We start from the raw sequence: 19,454 nt of genomic DNA on the forward strand, positions 1-19,454 counted from the left end.
AGTTAAGCCTTTCAGTATACAAACCGGAAGGCTTTTAATTTTAAAACGCACATGCTTAACTTAGTGTTATTTGGCCCGCCCGGAGCTGGGAAAGGTACTCAATCACAAAAACTTATCGAACATTACGGCTTGATCCACTTGTCGACCGGTGATTTGCTTCGCGGCGAAATTAGCCAGGGGACAGAACTTGGTCTTGAAGCAAAAAAACTGATGGATGAGGGATTATTGGTGCCCGATGCCGTTGTTATAGGTATGATCAGCAATAAACTGGATGCCAATAAAAATGCTAAAGGCTTTATTTTCGATGGCTTTCCGCGTACGGTAGCACAAGCTTCTGCGCTGGATGATTTACTGAAGAGCAAAAAATCTGCTATATCAGGCATGATAGCTTTAGAGGTAAATGATGACGAGTTAGAGCACCGGTTATTATTGAGAGGTAAAGATTCTGGCCGCTCTGATGACGCTAACCCGGAAGTTATCCGTAAAAGAATTAAAGAATACAATGAAAAAACTGCACCGGTTGCAGGTTTCTATAAAGATCAAAACAAGTTTAAAAGCATTAACGGCATAGGTACTATCGATGAGATCTCGGCCGGCATTGACGCTGTTGTAACTTCATATTAATAGTCCGCAAGTCGGAAAGTCAGAAAGTCCGTACGTTTGTTATCGTTCAAGATATATTACTTACGGACTTTCCGACTTTCGGACTAAAAACCCAAAGAAAAATGTCAGGTTCAAATTTTGTTGATTATGTGAAGATATGCTGCCGCTCTGGTAAGGGAGGGGCTGGTTCGGCACATTTGCACCGCGATAAACATACCTCGATGGGTGGGCCAGATGGTGGCGATGGCGGTCGTGGCGGCCATGTCATTGTTCAGGGTAATGCCCAATTGTGGACCTTACTTCACTTAAAATTCCGTAAACACGTTATAGCCGGCGATGGCGATTCTGGCGGTAGTTCATTAAGCTCGGGCAAAACCGGCCGTGATGAAATACTGGAAGTTCCGCTGGGTACAATAGCCCGCGATGCAGAAACAGGCGAGATTCTGTTCGAGATTAATACTGATGGCGAAACCCGCATTTTAACCAACGGCGGCCGCGGTGGCTTAGGTAACGCTAACTTTAAAAGCGCAACCCGCCAAACGCCGCGCTTTGCCCAACCAGGCGAGGAAGGCGAAGAGGTTTGGAATATATTAGAGTTAAAGATCCTGGCCGATGTTGGTTTGGTAGGTTTCCCTAACGCGGGTAAATCAACCTTGCTTTCGGTGGTATCTGCAGCTAAGCCTGAGATTGCTGACTATGCCTTTACTACCTTGGTGCCTAACCTGGGTATAGTGGCCTACAGAAATAATAAATCTTTTGTGATGGCTGATATCCCGGGAATTATCGAAGGAGCATCAAAAGGGAAGGGACTGGGTATCCGTTTTCTGAAACATATAGAGCGTAACGCAGTATTGTTATTTATGGTGCCTGCCGATACGGCCCGCACTATTCAGCAGGAGTATGATATCCTTTTAAAAGAGCTCAACGAATACAATCCTGAACTAATGCACAAGCCGCGTGTTTTGGCTGTGACCAAGTCTGATATGCTGGATGATGAGTTAATTGCCGAAATGAAAGCACAAGTACCTAAGGATATCCCCTCGGTATTCATTTCATCAGTGGCTCAGAAAAATATTGATGTGTTGAAGGATTTGCTTTGGCACGAGATCATAGCCAATAACTAACCAATTACGCGGTCGCGTATCTTCACGGCGGGATTGCCTTGATAAATGCTATGTGGTTCCAGGTTTTTTGTGGCGATGGAGCCGGTGGTCAATACCGTGTGCGATCCTACAGTAATCCCTTGGTTTACTACTGCCTTGGCACCTATCCACACCCCATCCTCAAAGATAACCGATCCGGTTATCAGGTTAAACGAAGTCTTTTTATAATTGTGGCTGCCGGTTAATATAGTCGCCCCTTGCGACAGGCAAACATTAGCGCCAATAGTTACCATCACCAGGTTGTCTATCCAAACCTGCTCGCCAATCCAAACTTCATCGCCAATAGTGAGTAACCATGGATATTTAATGTTGACGTTAGGTTTGATCTGGACATTGGCACCCACCTTTGCTCCAAACAAACGTAACAGGGCCGCCTTAATACCGTATACCGGGAATAAGCTGGTTTTAAATACAAAGCCATTTACATAATGCCATAGCAATCTTTTAATCATACCACCACCGGGATGATAGGGGTGATTGTTATAAAATTTGAGATCAGTTTTTGACATGATTTGTTTTGTGGCCAGCATCGGCCGTTACCCAAAAATACAAGCTTATGCCAATGATTATGTAAATCAATACATTAAAAATAGTATGGTGATCAACTATATGGTTACTTTTCTTATCCCAAAATATGGCTAGTACTACAAACCTCAGAATATTCAAAAACTGAATACCCAAAATCCCTGCCACTAAAAAAATGAGTCTGGCCCCGATTGGTTTAGGGTAAGCAATAACAAATGCACCAAAAAAACTCAATACACCCAAGCCCAGGCAAGTATAAACCAAGGTAATTTCACCGTGACCAGCCAGTAGTAAGCTGTTGTCATTAGTTATCACCGCGAAACCAAAACATTTTAAAATTGCTGCACTGCACCAAAGTAAAAAACTGCGTAAAACTGCTATATAGTTCAAATGGTTTGCAAGAAAAGGGCTGTAAACTTTACCCGGGCTGGTAATACCAAAAAAGCCAATGTTAAAATAATAAAACGCCAAAAACAGGCCTATAAAAAGAATTGCGAAACGTAAAGGGCTATTGTGGCTGGCCATTATTTTTTTGTTGTTTTAATAATTCGTCAATTTTTATGTCGACAATTAATCTGAACCAAAAACCTTGCAAAAAATGGAAAATTACGCCGGTACGACCATCTAAAATACCCAACTGCAAAGTCATACGTTGCGTAAAATAAAGCGCTGGGCGCACATACCTGGGCAATTTGAACCATATTTTTTTAAACCAGGCCTTACGTTCATTTGGCGAACCCCAAAATGCAGGTCGCTCTGTTTGCGTCAAACCTGATTGCATACGCTCTACTTCTTGTTGTGCCACTAAATCGCTGTAACGGTTGTGCTTTTCAATCCAAAAGCTGATTTGGTTTTCCTTTAAATTCTCTTCCAATATATGCCCGTTTTTCCATACCTCGGTCTTGCCGGTTACTACAAAGCGGTGGTCCATTTTTTCGGTAATGTCAGAGTAGCCAACACCAAACCTGAACATCTTTAATAAATAGAACGGATAATAGCCGCCATGCTTTATCCAGCGGCCTTTAAAAAAGTTTTTACGGTTAAAGTAAATGCCGTTGATGCCCGCAAAATCATCGTCTTTGAAATTTAATAAGCGCTTCTTTAATTCGGATGTGACTATCTGATCTGCATCCAGGCAAATTACCCATGGAGTTTGTACAGGACAATTGTTCAAAGCAAAATCCCATTGCATGGGGTGATTTTGGAACGGGTTATAAAACACCTGTGCGCCATACGCTGCGGCAATACTTAAGGTAGCATCTGTACTGCCCGAGTCGATAACAAAAACCGGTGCTTCTAAACCGGCTATCGACTTTAAGAAACGCGGCAAATGCAGCTCTTCGTTATAAGTTAAAACTATAAATGAGTAAGGTGCGCTCAAATTGACGTAATTGAATGTTTGTAAAGGTAATCAATTGAAAAATCACCTTTGTTTTGATGTTTTATTGATAACTTGTTGATACATATTAATATAGCGCTGAGCTAATTTGTCATCATCAAAATCTGCGTGGATAATGGCAGGGGCATCGGTGCTTATTTGTTGTAGTTTTTGCCGGTCATCAGCAATTTGATTGATCGTACCGGCTATGGATTCGGGGTTTGTCTGGCAGATCCAGCCGAGTTGTTTGTTTAACACATAATCGGCCAGGCCCACCTCATTGCTTATCAATACCGGCGTGCCGGCGCTCAGGCTTTCTATTACTACATTACCAAAGTTTTCGTTGTGCGAAGGCAGAACCATTAAATCATGATCTGCCAGGACGTTGAATTTTTTTTCGTGCTGGAAGCCAATCCAGTTAACTTTTTTTTCGGTGCCGTTATAATGCGTTATTTTTTTTAAAACGTCTATATAACTTTCATCGCCGTTGCCGGCAATGGTTAAATGGTAGGGTTTTGTGATATGCGGCAGCGCATGCAACAAAATATCCAGCCCTTTTTTCTCGTCTATCCTTGAAAAGAACAGCAGTTTTAAAACTGTCCCATCATCAGCTTTTTGCTTTACCGATGGAGCCAGGCTCACAAAGTTGGGTATATCAAAAAAAGCTTTTGGTTTGGTGATCTTTGCCAGCGAATGCTGCTCGGCAGGAGAGGTGGCGTGAATATATGAGCTGTTTAACAATGGTTTGCCCAGTATGCTATGCAATAGCTTTTTAAGGCCGCTATTCTTATAATCAAATGAGTAAGCACTTAAAGTGCCCCGCGGCGATATAATAACAGGCACCCTTTTAACAAATGCTATTAGCGCCGACAACACAGATACCAGGTTCCACCAGGCATGGATATGTATTACATCATATTGTTTAGCATTGCGCCATAATGCGCTTAATAACGCGGGGGATAGGTGCGTATGATCTTTAGTAATGCGTTTAAAGTAAGTTACTTTAACGCCCTCAAGCATGGCAGATTGATTAAGTGCAAGCGGTAACTCTGTAGCGCCATTGGCTGTGGTAGTAAACACCTCCACATCGACACCTGCTTTAACCAGCTCTTCTGACAGCTTGCCAACCGACATAGTGGGGCCGCCATAAATGAAGGCGGGTTTATAAGAAGCGTTTATTTGTAGTATTTTCAAGAAATTCTTTGAAATGGTACCTTGAAATGCAAACCTATATCGTGTCGACGAAAGTTTTCTCGACGCGGTTAAAAATGAAGGTACCCAATAAAAACAGCATAATAGTCATGCTGCAACTGTAGCCCAGCAGCTCCCAGCTAAAGCTGCCTTTGCCGAAAAAACCATATCTGAAGGTTTCTAATATACCGGTAATGGGGTTGTATTTGATGATGCCGGCATATTTAGGATATTTAGCTAAAGCAACTGAAAGCGGGTAGATAACCGGTGTTGCATACATTAATAAGGGTACGCCAAAAGTTACCACAAAGGCCAGGTCGCGGTATTTGGTGGTTACCGCCGATACGATCATGCCCAAGCCCAGGCCCTGGATGGCAACCATTAATATTAAAAGCGGAAAAAGCAGTGCCGATAAGTTAGGGGTAATAGACAAGCCTTTAAAATCATAATAAATTAATACCAAAACAAACAAAATAAACTGCACGCCAAAACGCACTAGGTTTGACAATACCACACTTAAAGGCATAATTAACCGTGGGAAATATACCTTGCCAAACATGGCCGAATTATCTTTAAATACGGTTGAAGTTTTGGTAATACAATCAGAAAAGTAATTCCATAAAGTTATACCCGCAAGGTAAAATAACGGCGCCGGCACGCCATCAGTAGGTATGCCTGCCAAATTGCTGAAAACAAGTGTATACGTCACCGTAGTGATGATAGGCTGGATAAAAAACCAAAGCGGCCCCAAAATAGTTTGTTTATAAAAGGCCACAAAATCCCTGCGTACCAAAAGCAACAGCAAATCGCGGTATTGCCATACGTCCTTTAACTTCAGGCTGAAAATTTCGTTTTTAGCCGAAATTTCAATATCCCAATGATCTTCAGTAAACTGGCTCATCTATTAATAATTGATTCAGCTTATGGGTATATAGGTCCTGATTAAAATATTGCAAGCATTGTTCTTGCAGATCTTGCCTGGCAGCTGCAGTTAATGGTTTCTTTAAGTATTGTTCCAAAATATCTTCCAATTCATCCAAATCGTCCGGATTGATGGCTTTTCCTAATTCGCCATTACGGATGGCATCCATGCTACCATCAACTTTACCGCAAACAACCGGCAATCCGCATGACATTGCTTCGATAAACACAATGCCAAAGCCTTCTTTTTTACTTGGTAAAACAAATAAATCGGCCAGCAAAAAATGGTCGGCCAGTTCTGTTTCATCTACAAACCCGGTTAAAATCACCATATCCTCAACGTGGTATTGCCTTAGCATTTGTTTAATGCGTGCCTCTTCTGTATCATCATACTGGCCAGACAATATATATTTTAAAGAAGGGATCTTAGCTTTTAAGTTGCCTAAAATCTTAATTACCTGCTCATAACCTTTATATTGTTCGCTGGCAGCCAATCGCGTTAGCGTAAATAATACAATATCGTCATCGTCAAGATGATATTTTTGTTGCAGCTGTTTAGGCTTATCAAAGCTGGTAGGCGGTATCATAAATGAGTCGACAGCGTTATTAAGTACTACGCATTTATCCGGGTCTATACCGTGCCACCTAATCATTTCTTGCTTGGTAAAATTACTTACGCAGACGATCTTGTCGCATTTTTTTAAAAACATCTTTCGTGCTCTCGATAGTGGCCGCCACACTTCTATACCATGTGCAATTAACCAAAGCTCGCATTTAGGATTTATAAATTTGGTAATAAGGCCTATTACCGCCATGTTAACGTGGCTTATAATAACTACATCAGCATTGTTAACAACCTTAGTGGCCTTAAATACAAACGCATTACGTTTTACATTAAAGCCCTTAAATCTTTTTGATGACAGGTATCGTGGCATTAAATCCTGATCCTTATCATATACAGACCATAGCTTGAAATCCCAATTGTGCAATGCCGCTACACTCTGTAGTGAGTTGGCCAAAGTGCGCGTCATTTTTTGAATACCACCGGTGGTACTAAAAGTCTGCAAGGTAAAAAGTACTATGCGTTTAGACATGACGTTGTATCTGGTAAAGCGCAAACGCTTTTGACCAGTGAATTTTGTTTTTATTAAATAGGGTTATAATACTTTTACCTTTATTGCTGTTGTATAAGTTTAAATCGGTAATAGCCGGGTGATTTCTCATCCATTGTTGTAATGGAAAACTAAACCCCATTTTAGGCCGGTCCCACACTGCTTTAGGCAAAATATTCCTAAAGGTAGTAATTAAAATCTTTTTGGGTTGATTTTTAGCAAATCTCAGTTGTGGCGCAATGCTGTTGACGGTTTGCTGAAAATCTTCGTCTAAAAACGGAACCCTCACTTCCAATCCGTGATTCATGCTCATAATATCTGTATCGCGCAGCAGTTGGTTTTGCATGTACAAATTGGTTTCAAACCATGAGGCCGTTTCTTGATTGTAGCACTCAATGTTTAATTTGTCCTCGTCGCTAAACAAAGCTTGATAAACCTGGCTTTCGTCGCAATTTAATAGGGCGGCTATATCCGGCGGTGTAAATAAACCTCTCAGAAAGAGATAATCGGCTATGGCATGTTTTTGAGTTAAAAACATTGCCCTTTTGTACCGGTCGGGAGCAACGTTAGTAAACGTTTTAATAAGCGTGTTAGGCAGGCTCCGTAAATACTTGATATAAGCTATCCGGTTAAACGAAGGGTAGCCACCAAAAAGCTCGTCGGCACCAATGCCAGACAATACAGCTTTTAAACCATCCTGATGGGCGTATTTACTGATAAACCAACTGTTAATACCATCTGTAGTTGGCATATCCATAGCGTCAAGCGCATCCGGAAAAAACTGATTAAAATCTTGCTGGCGCACCAGGTGCGTAAATTTTTCGCCGCCTATTTGTTCAAAAACTTTTTGCTGAAAGGCACGTTCATCATAAGCATCTTCATCAAAGAAAATAGATACGGTTTTTAAATCCTGATGTTTTTGCTCTTCGGCCAGCAGTGTGATCAGACTCGAGTCGATACCGCCACTTAAAAAAACACCAATTGGCGCATCGGCTATCAATTGGCGCTTTACGGCTGTTTTTAAGCTATGCTCAATGGCTGCATGTGCATCAGCCAGATTGGTAATTGCCGTGCCTCGGGCCGTTGTGCCATATGCGCTAATAACGGCGCTACTGTTTTGATGGTTCCAGCATAGCATCTCGCCCTTAACCAGGCTGTATACATTGTTTAGCGTTGTATAGGGTTCGGGTATATGCCCATAGGCCAAAAATTTAATGGCCCATTGTGGGTTTTCCTGCATTGTTATGCCTGCAGCTTTTATAGCTTTAACTTCCGAGGCGAAACTAAGCTGACCGCCATCAATATGGTAATATAATGGTTTAATCCCGGTGGTATCGCGCACCAGGTAGGTTAGGGCTTTGCCCGCATCGTACAAAGCAAAAGCAAACATGCCCCGCAGCATTGAAAATGCTTTGGTACCCCAATATAAATAGGCCTGAACAATTACTTCGGTATCGGTATCAGAATGAAATGTGGCGCCCTCTTTGATAAGTTGACTGCGCAGTTCGGGGTAATTATAAATTTCGCCATTGTAAGTTATCCAGGCTTTTCGGTTAACATCTGTCATGGGCTGATGTCCGTTGGTCGTCAAATCAATAATAGATAACCGCCGGTGGCCAAATGTTAGATTAACGTCATCAGCCGAATATATACCTTCGTCGTCAGGGCCACCATGCTTAAGCGCATCGCACATTAACGATACCATATTGTGCCGTTGGTCATGGCTCAACTTATTAGAAATTATCCCCGCAATTCTACACATATTCTGGACTCTGGTTATAGCTTCGCCCCGTAAGTTACATGGGCGTTTAAACTTATTAGTTAAAGGTGTTTGTTAAAAACACCACGGCATAAAATGTCAGGCATGCACAGGCAGGCCTAACCTACAATGAGCTATAATAGCTAAAATCTGTCAATTAACTCTGCAGCTATGTTAACTATTACAGAATACCCCAGGTTTTCGAGTTTTAAAATCAATTGTTTTTGTGTACGATGAGAAATTATTTCGCCAATCATACCCTTAAGTGGTCCGGCTTTAATCAGGATCTTTTCGCCGGGCTGCAAATTTTCTTCGGTTACCGTTAGTTCATACGCACTCGCCATCAGCAGCTTCAAATCATTGATCTGTTTATCGGGCATTGATGCTATCCTGTCAGAAAAATAAAGAAACCGTGCAATACCTTTGGTCATTAAAACCTCTGTTCGCTGCAAATCTGTGATATAAACAAATATATAAGATTTGATCAACGGCTCCTCAACCCACTTTTTCCGGTCGCTCCATTGCTTGAGTTGTTTTTGCAGGGGTAAGTAAGCTTCGATGCCTTTACTCAGTAAAGCCTGGTGTGCTTTTTTCTCGGCCCTTGCGTTAGTATAGACCGGATACCACCGGTAAGTGCCCGGATTTTTTATTTGATCCATAAGTTACCAGCGTACCTTACTTTTTAAACCTGCGCCAAAATTGCCACCATTTACGCTCGTTTTCGTTATCTAAATAATAGCCTGAACTTTCATAACCGGTATAATCAGAATAATAGTAGTACTTACCATTAGTGTCGCCGGTTGCCTTGGTGGTATAATATCTTGAATGAAGCAAATCTTGTGCGAAGGCATTTAACACAATAACTGTGTTATTTAAATTGTATTCTTGCGCTATACGCTGGGGCACAGTTGCGGCATAAAATTTTGATTTACCAGAGCGGATCACAAAAAGATTGATATCGCTTATCCTGATTAATGGTACTGAATCTGATACTAATCCGATAGGAGCGGTGTCTATCATAATCACATCATACTTTGCAGACAGGGTGGCAATTAATTCTTTCATCTTATCAGAATACAGTAATTCTGATGGATTTGGCGGTACGGGACCGGACGGAATAAAATCAAGGTTGCTTTGGTTGGAATGATTGATAATGTCGTCCAAAACACACTGGTTTGCAAGATAACTGCTCAGCCCCAAATCGTTAGGTACATGAAACGTTTTATGGAGTTTTGATCGTCTTAAATCTGCACCAATTAAAATAACTTTTTTATCAATGAGTGCCAGTGTGCTTGAAAGGTTAACCGCTACAAATGATTTACCCTCGCCTGCTACCTCTGAGGTAATGCAAATTACTTTACTCTTTTTCTCGGATGCCAGGAAGTTTAAGTTAGTACGAACTGATCTTACTGATTCGGCAAATATCGACTTAGGCTTGCTCAAAGCAAGGATTTGGGTGCTAAATTCGTCTATCTCGTCAGGGTATTTCCGTATAACACCGATAATTGGGATATTGGTGAGGCTTTCAACCGTTTCTTTATCATAAATGTAAGGGTTTAAGATCCTTATTAATACAATAGCGCCTAAGCCTATAGCCAAACCGAGTATAAATGCTTTTTGATGGGTGCCGTGCTCATCCGGCGAGATAGGCGAAAAATTAGCCTGTGCCTCATCAACAATAGTAGCACCTGGTAAAATACCTGCTCTGAATATTTCCTGATCGATCTTTTTCTCAGAGAGAAAGGAATAAACTTTATCGTTAACATCAAAATCGCGCTTTAAACCAACCAAATCACGTTCGGCAGCAGGTAGTTGCGCTATTTGTTTATTTACGGGGCTTAGCTGATCTTGTAAAAATTTAATTTTATTTTGGATAAGCCGCTGCGACAGGTTAATACTGTTAACTACATTGTTTTTTACATCTAATATTTGCTTATCAATATCCTGTATTACCTGCGATGTGGTGTTATACGTTTTTAAGTAGTTGGTTTTTGATAATAAAAGATTGTTTAAGCTGTTAACGTAGTTGCCTAACTGTGCATCAACGGTGCCACCGCCGATAACCAGGTTCAGGTTTACGTTATCCTTCCCTCTTATAATATCCTGCTTTAACTGATCAATTGACAATAGGTCAATCTTCAATAAATTTATTTGAGATTCAATATCTTTCGCTTTGCTGATAACCTGTTCTGACGCCGAACTTACGTCCATCATCTTGTTACTCTGCTTATATTCTTTTATAGAATTCTCCGAGCCTTTTACATCATTTGATAGTATTTCTAGCTGGCTGTCAATAAATCTAATCATCTGCGATGCTGACTTTGATCGTTGATCGCGGTCAAAGCTCAGGTATTCATTGGTAACCGCATTAAGTGCATCGGCAGCAAACTGAGGGTTCATGTCCGTTTCGCGTAGCGCCAGCATATTTGAGTTTTTGGCAAGTTCGTTAGTTTGTAAACCGCTACGTATTCGGTTTACCAGATCCTCGGGCGCATTTATCTTAAACAATATCTGTGAGTTTCCAGACAAATTGCCGGGGTAATTTATACTAAACGCCGTTGCTCCAATTACAAAAGGGTTATTATAGGCGTACGTTTTTTGTACCTCTCTGTCGCCTTCTTTATAGCTGATTTTGAACGAGTTTCTGTTTAGTGGCCTAAACGTTATAATGTCCCGATAAAAATTAGTAGAGTCAAGTTTTAAGATCTTGATATCCAATGGTTTGTTTGGATACAATTCTGATGTTCTGTTAAGTACCCGGCCCACTACGTAAAAACTTATACGATAATCAAGCTGCTTAATGGCGTTCAACAAAAGGGGCGTACTGGTTATTACAAAGGTCTCGGTTTGCACTCTTGAAGCACTTGCCCGATCAGATGTAGCGGGCATGCCTACTAAATCACCTATTTCTGATTTCTTGTCCTCAAATTTCATAATAGCCGAGGTAGAATATATTTTCGGCGTATACCAGAGATATAAGTTAGAAGCCAATACACAAACTACTATAGAACCCACAATCCAATACCATCGGCTTAACAGTATTTTACCTATTTTATAATAGTCAAATTCCTGGTGGGGTAGTTTTTGATTTGTTTGAGTTTTGGCAAGCTCTTCCATTTATCTGCGCAAGAGTGTGAAAATTATTAATGTAGTATTGATCAACAGCAAAAAAGGTTGAGCATTGGTGAAAAAGTTTTGAATATTGGCATTTTTTATTGCTTTGCGATTTTGGGCAACGTACACAATATCATTGTTTTGCACCATTATCCGCGGATCGCCCAATATTTTCAGGTCGCTCAGGTCCAATACGTCCACTTTAGCATTTTGGTCTGTACGGATAATTTTTACCGTTTTCTCGTCAGATTTTTCTGTCAATCCACCCGCCTGGCCCAGTACATCAATTAGGGTAGTATGGTCCTTTATTAGAGGTACAACGCCTGGTGCTTTCACCTCGCCGGTTATGTTAACTTTAAGGTTGATGATCTTTACTTCTAACAATGGTTGTTTTAATTCTTTGGCGTATAGTTCTTCTATGTGTTTTCTGGCCTCTATACGGGTTAAACCAGCAACCTGCACGCGGCCCAATCCGGCCAGGGCGATAGTGCCGTCATCATCAACAGTATAGGTGTTTCCAACTTCTATTGAAGCCTGACTACTTAGTGTCGCCGGCGCGCTCACTGCAGTACCGGCGGATACATCAACGATGCTTTTGTTGTTGTTCATGTTGGTGATCTGCAAAATATCCTCCGCCCTGATATGATAATTAGCTATATTTGCCTTGTCAATTGGTTTAATATCAGTAGTCTGACCCTTTTGCTCAAACAAAGATTGATCTTGCTTATAAGAACATGATGTTAAAAGGATTCCGGCAAACAAGTATATAACTGCTAAATAGCGCATAACATTTAATAAAAATCGGCTTTGGTAATGCCATACTATCGGCAATATCCCAAAACTACATAATTTGTCCTTATAACCGGCGTATTTTTTCAGAAGTGCAGCAGCTAAAAATTTCTTTAATTACAGTAACCCGTAATGCTCAAAATACAATTGGCCGCTGTATTGAATCTGTTATTGCACAAAATTATGACAACCTTGAATACATTGTAATTGATGGTGCATCAACCGATAATACAGTACAAATAATAAGCCAATACGCCGCTAACATTACCCATTTTATATCAGAACCAGACAATGGAATTTATGATGCCATGAACAAAGGCATCCAAATGGCCGCCGGCAACGTAATAGGGATATTGAATGCGGATGATTTTTTTGCTGCCGATGATATATTGAATCTGGTGGCAACGGCTTTTATCAATAAGAATACGGACGTTGTTTTTGGAGATTTAAACTATTTGAAACCTAACGGAGCAGTTTTACGTAAATGGACCTCTGGTAGTTATAAGTATGGAATGTTTAATTGGGGCTGGATGCCGCCCCATCCAACGTTTTACTGTAAGCGCGCTGTTTTTGAGAAATTAGGGGGTTACGATTTAGGGTACGGCACTGCAGCAGATTATGAATTGATGCTTAGATTTTTGCATTTCAACAAGCTAGATGCTCATTACCTTAGTAAAACAATGGTTAATATGACCACAGGTGGTGCTAGTAACAAAAATTATTTCTCCAGACTAAAAGCCTGGAAAAATGATTACAAAGCGATGAGGAAAAATGGGGTCATCTTGCCACTATTGGGCATTGTTTTTAAACCATTAAGAAAGGTTTTTCAGTATGTTTAAAGAAAAGGCTGAATAATTGTTAATAAGTTAAAAATATATTTATCGTAATACATTCACTATTAATACATTTGGTCGTTGACTTATATGTTTCAACTTAACTACTACATGCCGGAGATATTTGCTCATTATCAGATACTGTATTATTTGTGTGTCATTATTTTTGCTGCCTTACTTTCAATAATTGCCATTCCTTCTATTTTACACGTTGCCCGTTCCAGGCATTTATATGACGATATAGGTCATTTCCGTAAACAACATGATCATGGTATACCTCGTTTGGGTGGTGTAGCCATTTTTGTTAGTTATAGTGTTACTGCGTTGGTTTTCACTATTATAGATAGAGATTTCCCTGTTGGATACTTACTTACCGCAAGTATAATCTTGTTTATAATGGGGCTTAAAGACGATCTTTCCGGTGTCAACTCCAGCACTAAATTCATGGTTCAGTTTGTAGTAGCATTAATTTTAGTAGTGTTGGGCGATATCCGTTTAACCAGCATGTATGGCGTCTTCGGAATATACGAGTTGCCTTTTGTAATTAGTTCTGCTTTATCGGTGTTGGTAATTATCATGGTAATAAATGCTTTTAATTTAATTGATGGCATTGACGGTTTAGCAGGCATAACCGGCATTTTAGCTAACCTGGCGTTTGCAGCCTTGTTTTTTTACATTCACCAATATGAATATGCCGTGATATCTTTAATATTGGTAGGGGCCATTTTAGGTTTCCTGAGATATAATATCACCCCGGCTCAAATTTTTATGGGCGATACCGGATCGTTATTTATTGGTTTAATATCTGTAGTTATGGCTATTAAATTAATTGAATTGACTAAGTTAACTATGTCTGGTGCGCCTCATCTCAACTCAACCCCGGCTTTAACGGTAGCTATATTGGTAGTGCCTATTTTTGATACCATTCGTATTTTCTTTGTCCGTATCATGAAGGGTATATCGCCTTTTGCTGCAGATCGTAACCATATCCATCACCGCATTTTAAGGTTGGGTTACACCCATTTTCAAACTACCATGATTCTGTCGGGTTATAACCTTGTTTGTATAGCGCTGGCACTTTTGCTGGGTAGTATTGGCAACTTTGCTTTAATTACAATTATCTTCATTATCTCTATGTTATTTAACTGGAGCATTACCTTCATCCTTAGATCTAAAGAACGCGAAACGGTGGCTGTGCGTAACCTTTTTATCTAATTTCAGCAATTCTAATTATAACCTTTATGTCTGTTTACGTGTTAATTTTAGGCGCGGTAAACTGTTTTGGTTAATTTTGCGTTATCTACTATTATCACCCTATGAAAATTGCGATAAACGGTTTCGGCAGGATAGGCCGTATTTTTTTGCGGCGTATTTTAACCAAACCCGGTATTGAGGTTGTGGCTATTAACGATCTAACTGATACCGGCACGCTGGCTCATCTGTTTAAGTATGACTCTGTGCACCGCGGTTTTGGCGGCGAAGTGTCTTTTGACGACGAGTATCTCATCGTCGGTAATCATAAAATCAAAATTCTGGCTGAGCGCGATCCTTTAAAACTACCCTGGAAAGATTTAGGCATTGACCTGGTGATTGAAGCGACAGGCAAATTTACCTCGCGGGCCGGAGCAGAATTGCATTTGGCAGCCGGGGCAAAAAAAGTGATCATATCCGCTCCATCGACAGATAAAAATGTCCCGACAGTTGTTTTAGGGGTTAACGATGACGAGATAAACCTTAATGCCAATATTTTATCCAACGCCTCATGTACCACCAACAATGTGGCTGCCATGGTTAAAATACTGGATGAGAACTGGGGAATTATAGACGGCTACATCACCACGGTACATTCTATGACCGGCGACCAAAGCCTGCACGATACACCACACAAAGACCTGCGCAGAGCACGTGCAGCATCGGCATCCATTATTCCTACCACTACAGGCGCGGCCAAAGCAATAACCTCTATTTTTCCGCATCTGGAAGGAAAGCTGGGTGGAGCAGGAATACGCGTACCTGTATTAAATGGTTCACTGACAGATTTTACCTGTATCCTTAAATCGCAGCCAACTGTAGCAGAAATTAATCTTGCTTTTAAGAATGCTGCACAAGGCAAGCTGAAAGGCATATTAGAATATACTGAAGACCCTATAGTATCTGCCGATATTGTAGGTAATACCCATAGTTGCGTGTTTGATGCCCAACTAACATCCATAGTAGGCGGCCTGGTAAAAGTTGTGGGCTGGTATGATAATGAAATGGGCTACTCGAGCCGTTTGGCCGACCTTGTTGAAAAAATACATTTACTTACATGATCAAATTTATATCCGTAGAAGAACTGTTGGCGCTTAGAAATACCGTATTGCGCGAAGGCAGGTTAACACCCAATGAATGCCGTTTCCCCACTGATAAACTGGATGGCAATTTCCATTTAGGTTATTTTATTAAAGGCGAATTGGCCAGCATTGCCTCATTTCATCCGCAAAGCTACGCACAGTTTAAAGGCGAAGGCTATCAGGTGCGCGGTATGGCAACATCTGAAAAGTTTAGAGGGCAGGGTATAGGCACCAAATTATTGAACTTTGGATTGGTTTATCTGGGCGAACAAAGAGCTAACTACCTGTGGTGCCATGCACGCAAAAAAGCTTTAAGGTTTTATCAGAATATAGGGTTTGAGATTGTATCGCCCGAATTTGATATACCAGGCATTGGTCCGCACCATGCTATGTATGTTAAGATAATGTAAACGGTATAAGTATTTACTTACTTAAAGTGTCTTTTTTTAATTTTCGGTTTCGATTTCAGAATTAAATGTTCAATTTGGCGGACTTTTAATTGAGACTGAAAAGCATGAAAACTATAGATCAAATTAAGTTTACCGGCAAAAAGGCGCTTATCCGCGTGGATTTTAATGTTCCGTTGGATGAGCATAATAATGTTACTGACGATAACCGTTTAACAGCAGCTATTCCAACCATCAAGAAAATTTTAACTGATGGTGGCGCAGTGATCCTGATGTCGCACCTGGGCAGACCAAAAAATGGCCCCAATGAGAAAGATTCTTTAAAACACGTAATACCTAATTTGTCTGATCTGTTGGGCCAGCAAGTTGAATTTGCTGACGATTGTATTGGCGAACAAGCTGTAGCGAAGGCTAAAGCGCTTTCAAGCGGCGAGGTATTGTTGTTAGAGAACCTTCGTTTTTACAAAGAAGAAGAAAAAGGCGACGTTGAGTTTGCCAAAAAACTGGCAGCTTTGGGCGATGTTTATGTAAACGATGCTTTTGGTACTGCACACCGTGCACATGCTTCTACCTCTATCATAGCCCAGTTTTTCCCTGATGCCAAATACTTTGGTTATGTAATGGCAAGCGAACTGGCAAATGCCGAAAAAATATTAAATCATGCCGAAAAACCATTCACCGCTATTATGGGTGGTTCAAAGGTGTCTGACAAAATTCAACTGATAGAGCGTCTTTTAGATAAAGTTGACAACCTGATTATTGGTGGTGGCATGGCTTATACCTTTGCCAAGGCCCGTGGTGGTAACATTGGTACCTCATTAGTTGAATTGGATAAACAGGAGCTGGCTTTGAGCCTTATCCAGAAAGCCAAAGATAAAGGCGTAAACCTGCTGTTGCCTGTAGATAATGTAATTGCAGACGACTTCTCGCCAACCGCTAATACTAACGTTGCTAAAACAGGCGAAATCCCCGATAACTGGATGGGCTTAGACATTGGCCCTGAAACTGCTAAGCTTTTCAGTGAAGTAGTCGAAAAATCAAGCACTATTCTTTGGAACGGCCCTATGGGGGTTTTCGAAATGGACAAGTTTGCAGTAGGCACTAAAGCAATAGCCGATGCGGTTGTTAAAGCAACCCAAAACGGCGCATTTTCACTAATAGGCGGTGGCGACTCTGCTGCTGCGGTTTCCAAATTTGGTTATACCAAACAAGTAAGCTATGTATCAACAGGCGGTGGCGCTTTGTTAGAGTACATGGAAGGCAAAGAATTACCAGGTGTTAAAGCAATAAACGACTAGTCGTAGACTGCCTTTCTTGAAGGAAAGGTGGATAAAAATATCAAAGGCTCCGGGCAACCGGGGCCTTTTTTTGTCTGTAATATTTCCAACTACAGGTTTTATACTGATGTACCTGCATATTTTGAAATATTGGTAGCCAATGTTTTAAAAAAGGAATATGGCAGGCTTAGATATTAGAAAATTCTAATCCACATTAGAGAATTCTAATGTACTAAATTGGTTAAATACCTGTTGTAGCATAATATAAATCCACCCTAAGATTTAGACCAATTGCGACGCCAATTATAGCCGGCCCCCACCGCCTGTTTATATACACGTATATCAACTTTTTACTTTAAATCATTATCAAATGAAAAAAACAATTTTACTTGCTAAGTACGCTGTGGCAATAGCTTTTATTGCCGCAATATTTCAAACCGGTTGTAAGCCCGAGAAAGGTGATTACAACTCCACACCTGTGGTAAATACGTCTAATTTGACCACTTACGATTATTTGAAAAGTAAAACCGGGGTTTACGACTCATTAACAATGCTTGTAGATAAGTTTCCCGGAATGAAAACAATTTTGGTTGACAGCTCAGTTACGTTGTTTGCACCGTCAAATGCAAGTTTCCAACTGGCGGTTTCAAATTTAAATACGTTGCTTAAATCCAAGGGGCAGCCCCCGCTTTATTTAAGCCAGATAGTCGCCGGATCTGTAGGGCTTACCAATGCTAGTGATATTGATAAGGCCAGACGAGATAGCATGGCTTTGGATACGTTGGTATCTAAGTATATTATCAGAGGCTTATATGTAGCTAATGATTTTGCAGTAGGCGATGGCCTGACTATCAATTCTGTACGCGGCGGTTACCCAATGCACGGTCAGCGCGTTTTTGCTAACGCAGAAGGTTTTGAGAATGGAGGCGTTGAAACTATCAATTTTGCCGACACAAAAAGAAGCTTATTTACAGCCTTTTGGTCAATAGCGCAAACTACCTCGGTTAATATCAAAACCAAGAATGGTTATGTGCATTTGTTAGGAAATGACCATGTATTTGGGTTTGATGATTATGTTGCAGACATGACCTACATACCACCGCCACCGGTTGTTTTTGACCTTGCACATGATGTGTTGTTTCCATATTGGCCTACGGCTTCAGGATATTATGATGGCCAGATTTCTGCAGGAGAGACTTTTGCCAAAATCCTGGATGGCTCGGTTTTAACTAAGATGACGTCGTATGTCGATGCTACTAACAATTATTATCCGTCATTATACTGGTGTCCGGCTAAGCCAACTGTATCAAACGCATATACTATGATATCTGCCAATGACTCTAAGCTTTATCAGGATCGTGACCCGCGCGATTTTAAACTGGAAGCTACGCTTGATCCAAATCCATATATTACAACAACCGGCCCTAATGGCCCTATAAAAGCGCCAAATCCAGATGCGGTTTGGGTGCAGTTGGATGTTCGTGAGGATCAGGATTGGACAACCAATTATCAGCAAAAAGAATTTGACTTTGTAAATACAACTGCTTATACCGGTTATAGATTGGTAATATTACAAGTAGGTACAGGTAGTTCAAGTCAATCGTTATTCCAGATCTCTGAATGGGCAATGAGGGAGAAAACTAACTAACCCCTGTTAAAAGTTTAAAGCAAAAAGCTCCGGGCAACCGGGGCTTTTTTTGTTTACATATTTTAAGCAACAAGGTGAATTAAAAAAATGCATGGAGTACCCAACGTTTTTAAAAACCGATACGATGATGTATAAAAAGACCATAATTCATATAAACCATGAAGAATCTAATACTTATTTTATTTGCCGCTCTATTGGTAAGCAGTTGCAAGAAATCACAAACAGTTTTCCCAGATCCTTATGCAGATGCGAAAGCGCCATTGGGCATAGTTTCAGATCCTCAGCAAATACCGGTGCCGGCATCAGGCGGCGAGGGCACGATAGTAAGCATCAATGCTACGGGGCTGTTACCGTATAAAAATAAACTGCAGTTTTTATTTAATGGCCAGCTGGCCAAGATC

18 protein-coding genes and 1 pseudogene are annotated in these 19,454 nt (G+C 40.7%); 9 read left to right on the plus strand and 10 right to left on the minus strand.

Features of this window, described 5'->3' with window-relative positions; genetic code table 11:
- Positions 1-51: 51 nt before the first annotated feature.
- Together HB679_RS13305 and obgE are read left to right on the plus strand one after the other, a co-directional pair.
- Positions 52-624, plus strand: coding sequence for an adenylate kinase (locus tag HB679_RS13305; protein ID WP_214072467.1), 573 nt, complete (start codon positions 52-54; stop codon positions 622-624).
- Between the two features lie 101 nt (positions 625-725).
- The gene (obgE, locus tag HB679_RS13310; RefSeq protein ID WP_214072468.1) at positions 726-1,727 is read left to right on the plus strand and encodes a GTPase ObgE; all 1,002 of its coding nucleotides are present in this window, start codon (positions 726-728) and stop codon (positions 1,725-1,727) included.
- Here obgE and HB679_RS13315 read toward each other — a convergent pair.
- The 10 genes from HB679_RS13315 to HB679_RS13360 form a co-directional block, all read right to left on the minus strand.
- Positions 1,724-2,275 carry a WcaF family extracellular polysaccharide biosynthesis acetyltransferase gene (locus HB679_RS13315; protein ID WP_214072469.1) on the minus strand — a complete coding sequence of 184 codons (552 nt, stop codon included), beginning with the start codon at positions 2,273-2,275 and terminating at the stop codon, positions 1,724-1,726. The genes obgE and HB679_RS13315 overlap by 4 nt on opposite strands.
- The gene (locus HB679_RS13320) at positions 2,262-2,816 is read right to left on the minus strand and encodes an archaeosortase/exosortase family protein (RefSeq protein ID WP_214072470.1); all 555 of its coding nucleotides are present in this window, start codon (positions 2,814-2,816) and stop codon (positions 2,262-2,264) included. The genes HB679_RS13315 and HB679_RS13320 overlap by 14 nt, the downstream gene beginning before the upstream one ends.
- The gene (locus HB679_RS13325) at positions 2,800-3,672 is read right to left on the minus strand and encodes a glycosyltransferase family 2 protein (RefSeq protein WP_214072471.1); all 873 of its coding nucleotides are present in this window, start codon (positions 3,670-3,672) and stop codon (positions 2,800-2,802) included. The genes HB679_RS13320 and HB679_RS13325 overlap by 17 nt, the downstream gene beginning before the upstream one ends.
- Positions 3,673-3,714: 42 nt before the next feature.
- Positions 3,715-4,863 carry a glycosyltransferase gene (locus tag HB679_RS13330; protein ID WP_214072472.1) on the minus strand — a complete coding sequence of 383 codons (1,149 nt, stop codon included), beginning with the start codon at positions 4,861-4,863 and terminating at the stop codon, positions 3,715-3,717.
- Between the two features lie 34 nt (positions 4,864-4,897).
- Complete coding sequence (locus HB679_RS13335; RefSeq protein WP_214072473.1) at positions 4,898-5,761, minus strand: ABC transporter permease; 864 nt, start codon at positions 5,759-5,761, stop codon at positions 4,898-4,900.
- The gene (locus HB679_RS13340) at positions 5,745-6,875 is read right to left on the minus strand and encodes a glycosyltransferase family 4 protein (protein WP_214072474.1); all 1,131 of its coding nucleotides are present in this window, start codon (positions 6,873-6,875) and stop codon (positions 5,745-5,747) included. Before HB679_RS13340 ends, HB679_RS13335 begins: the two co-directional genes overlap by 17 nt.
- Positions 6,868-8,655 carry an asparagine synthase (glutamine-hydrolyzing) gene (gene asnB / locus HB679_RS13345; RefSeq protein WP_255547604.1) on the minus strand — a complete coding sequence of 596 codons (1,788 nt, stop codon included), beginning with the start codon at positions 8,653-8,655 and terminating at the stop codon, positions 6,868-6,870. Before asnB ends, HB679_RS13340 begins: the two co-directional genes overlap by 8 nt.
- Positions 8,656-8,795: 140 nt before the next feature.
- Positions 8,796-9,311: a UpxY family transcription antiterminator gene (locus HB679_RS13350; RefSeq protein ID WP_214072476.1), complete on the minus strand. Its 516-nt coding sequence runs from the start codon at positions 9,309-9,311 to the stop codon at positions 8,796-8,798.
- A 16-nt stretch (positions 9,312-9,327) separates the two neighbouring features.
- Positions 9,328-11,769, minus strand: a complete 2,442-nt coding sequence (locus HB679_RS13355; RefSeq protein ID WP_214072477.1) for a tyrosine-protein kinase family protein — start codon at positions 11,767-11,769, stop codon at positions 9,328-9,330.
- On the minus strand, positions 11,770-12,552 hold the full coding sequence (locus HB679_RS13360; protein ID WP_214072478.1) for a polysaccharide biosynthesis/export family protein: 783 nt from the start codon (positions 12,550-12,552) through the stop codon (positions 11,770-11,772).
- A gap of 95 nt (positions 12,553-12,647) precedes the next feature.
- On the opposite strand from HB679_RS13360, the gene HB679_RS13365 reads away from it, so the two are divergent.
- From HB679_RS13365 to HB679_RS13395, 7 genes and pseudogenes are all read left to right on the plus strand, one after another.
- Positions 12,648-13,394: a glycosyltransferase gene (locus tag HB679_RS13365; protein ID WP_214072479.1), complete on the plus strand. Its 747-nt coding sequence runs from the start codon at positions 12,648-12,650 to the stop codon at positions 13,392-13,394.
- A gap of 105 nt (positions 13,395-13,499) precedes the next feature.
- Positions 13,500-14,603 carry an MraY family glycosyltransferase gene (locus HB679_RS13370; RefSeq protein ID WP_214072480.1) on the plus strand — a complete coding sequence of 368 codons (1,104 nt, stop codon included), beginning with the start codon at positions 13,500-13,502 and terminating at the stop codon, positions 14,601-14,603.
- 101 nt (positions 14,604-14,704) lie between these two features.
- Positions 14,705-15,700 carry a type I glyceraldehyde-3-phosphate dehydrogenase gene (gene gap / locus HB679_RS13375; RefSeq protein ID WP_214072481.1) on the plus strand — a complete coding sequence of 332 codons (996 nt, stop codon included), beginning with the start codon at positions 14,705-14,707 and terminating at the stop codon, positions 15,698-15,700.
- Complete coding sequence (locus HB679_RS13380) at positions 15,697-16,131, plus strand: GNAT family N-acetyltransferase (protein WP_214072482.1); 435 nt, start codon at positions 15,697-15,699, stop codon at positions 16,129-16,131. The genes gap and HB679_RS13380 overlap by 4 nt, the downstream gene beginning before the upstream one ends.
- Positions 16,132-16,235: 104 nt before the next feature.
- Positions 16,236-17,426: a phosphoglycerate kinase gene (locus HB679_RS13385; RefSeq protein ID WP_214072483.1), complete on the plus strand. Its 1,191-nt coding sequence runs from the start codon at positions 16,236-16,238 to the stop codon at positions 17,424-17,426.
- Positions 17,427-17,775: 349 nt separating this feature from the next.
- On the plus strand, positions 17,776-19,053 hold the full coding sequence (locus HB679_RS13390; protein WP_214072484.1) for a hypothetical protein: 1,278 nt from the start codon (positions 17,776-17,778) through the stop codon (positions 19,051-19,053).
- 158 nt (positions 19,054-19,211) lie between these two features.
- Positions 19,212-19,454: pseudogene (locus tag HB679_RS13395) on the plus strand (DUF5008 domain-containing protein); the annotation flags it as partial.

Origin of the sequence: Mucilaginibacter sp. dw_454, assembly GCF_018449775.1 — a bacterium.
Lineage (GTDB): Bacteria > Bacteroidota > Bacteroidia > Sphingobacteriales > Sphingobacteriaceae > Mucilaginibacter.

Coding starts and splice junctions, on each gene's coding strand:
- asnB (WP_255547604.1), bottom strand. CDS start 8,655: ATGTGTAGAATTGCGGGGATAATTTCTAATAAGTTGAGCCATGACCAA.
- obgE (WP_214072468.1), top strand. CDS start 726: ATGTCAGGTTCAAATTTTGTTGATTATGTGAAGATATGCTGCCGCTCT.
- HB679_RS13380 (WP_214072482.1), top strand. CDS start 15,697: ATGATCAAATTTATATCCGTAGAAGAACTGTTGGCGCTTAGAAATACC.
- HB679_RS13390 (WP_214072484.1), top strand. CDS start 17,776: ATGAAAAAAACAATTTTACTTGCTAAGTACGCTGTGGCAATAGCTTTT.
- HB679_RS13350 (WP_214072476.1), bottom strand. CDS start 9,311: ATGGATCAAATAAAAAATCCGGGCACTTACCGGTGGTATCCGGTCTAT.
- HB679_RS13305 (WP_214072467.1), top strand. CDS start 52: ATGCTTAACTTAGTGTTATTTGGCCCGCCCGGAGCTGGGAAAGGTACT.
- HB679_RS13340 (WP_214072474.1), bottom strand. CDS start 6,875: ATGTCTAAACGCATAGTACTTTTTACCTTGCAGACTTTTAGTACCACC.
- HB679_RS13355 (WP_214072477.1), bottom strand. CDS start 11,769: ATGGAAGAGCTTGCCAAAACTCAAACAAATCAAAAACTACCCCACCAG.
- HB679_RS13370 (WP_214072480.1), top strand. CDS start 13,500: ATGCCGGAGATATTTGCTCATTATCAGATACTGTATTATTTGTGTGTC.
- gap (WP_214072481.1), top strand. CDS start 14,705: ATGAAAATTGCGATAAACGGTTTCGGCAGGATAGGCCGTATTTTTTTG.
- HB679_RS13315 (WP_214072469.1), bottom strand. CDS start 2,275: ATGTCAAAAACTGATCTCAAATTTTATAACAATCACCCCTATCATCCC.
- HB679_RS13360 (WP_214072478.1), bottom strand. CDS start 12,552: ATGCGCTATTTAGCAGTTATATACTTGTTTGCCGGAATCCTTTTAACA.
- HB679_RS13335 (WP_214072473.1), bottom strand. CDS start 5,761: ATGAGCCAGTTTACTGAAGATCATTGGGATATTGAAATTTCGGCTAAA.
- HB679_RS13320 (WP_214072470.1), bottom strand. CDS start 2,816: ATGGCCAGCCACAATAGCCCTTTACGTTTCGCAATTCTTTTTATAGGC.
- HB679_RS13385 (WP_214072483.1), top strand. CDS start 16,236: ATGAAAACTATAGATCAAATTAAGTTTACCGGCAAAAAGGCGCTTATC.